The sequence below is a fragment of the Clostridium frigoris genome (assembly GCF_018861865.1).
GTDB classification, from domain to species: domain Bacteria; phylum Bacillota; class Clostridia; order Clostridiales; family Clostridiaceae; genus Clostridium_AD; species Clostridium_AD frigoris.
Genome location: NZ_JAHLDV010000139.1, coordinates 1 through 1,239 on the forward strand (window position 1 = coordinate 1; position 1,239 = coordinate 1,239).

General features: G+C 34.4%; 1 protein-coding gene. It reads right to left on the reverse strand.

Annotated elements, in window-relative coordinates; all coding sequences use genetic code 11:
* Positions 1-28: 28 nt before the first annotated feature.
* Positions 29-1,239, reverse strand: a 1,211-nt coding sequence (locus KPL37_RS19455) for an ISNCY family transposase (RefSeq protein WP_216151713.1), incomplete at its 5' end; no start/stop codon positions are given.

Genomic DNA, 1,239 nt, shown 5'->3' on the forward strand with positions numbered 1-1,239 from the left:
TTATCAATGTATTTAAGCTGATTAAATATTAACCAGTTTTGTTTGATCTATGAGTTTGCTTGTCCAAGTATGCTTGAAATGATGCATGTTTCCAAGGATGACTCATAGGTGGTACGTAACTTTTACGTTTTAATGGATTATCTTTTGGAAAATCAAAGTTTTTTGAAGTAGTTTTGTGGTCTGGTATTACTTCCAAACCATATATTTTGTTTTCTATACTAACGTAATATTCACCATCAAAAGCTTTAATAACCAAAGCGGATGTACCTTTTCTAAAATAAGTGGGATTGCTATCAGTATCAATCGGTTTATAGTATTTGGATTCAAAGCGTACGCAATGCCCACAATCGACCTTTCGGTCTGCTAAAACAGCAAGAGTTAAATTAATTTTTTCAACCGTAGGTTGTGTTTCAAATACAGATTTGGTATTATTAATACCAAGAGCGAACTTAGCATTGAATTTTTTTACGTAGTGGTTTAAAAATACATTTGCTTGCTCTATGGTTGTTACGCCTGCTATCCTAAGTTCTAGGGGCAGGCGTGATTGTAATGTTTGAAAAAGACGCTCTACACGACCTTTAGCTTGAGGAACACTACTAGTTCTAATTTCAACACCTAACTGTTTACAGGCGTAGCCAAATTGTGTGAAGGTATCCTCCTCTGTGGTTGGAGCTTTTTTTTGTTTATACTCAAATACAGTTCTACGATCTGTAAAAAACATATATGGAATACCATATTCTAAAAGAATCTGATGAAATATATTATAGTATCCTTTTAAAGTTTCTTGGTGATCAAAGTAGGCACCAAGAATAGCTCCGCTTGAATCATCAATAGCTATGTGTAGTTGAGATTTTGTGTCTCCAAACCATAAATGTAGTGACGCATCCATCTGAAGCATTTCGCCGAAATAAGCACAACGAGACCTTCTTGGATGAGCATCTTCAATTGCTATAATACTTTTTTCAATATAATCTTTTTTATGAATTGATAGAGACGAAGTTTTGAGGTGCTCTAACAGTTCTTTTTTTACCCTCTTTTTTGTAACACGACTGGCTTTAGGAGATAGGATGTGTTCAGCCATAAGAATTGTGTTTACGGTACTAGGAGAGACAGAAATGCCCTCATGAGTATCGAGAAGCTCAGCATAATGGGTAAAGTTTGCTTCGTGATATTTAGTTTTATATAGATCTATAATCATATGCCTAATATCTTTTGAAATTGTATGAACAGGTTTAGTTC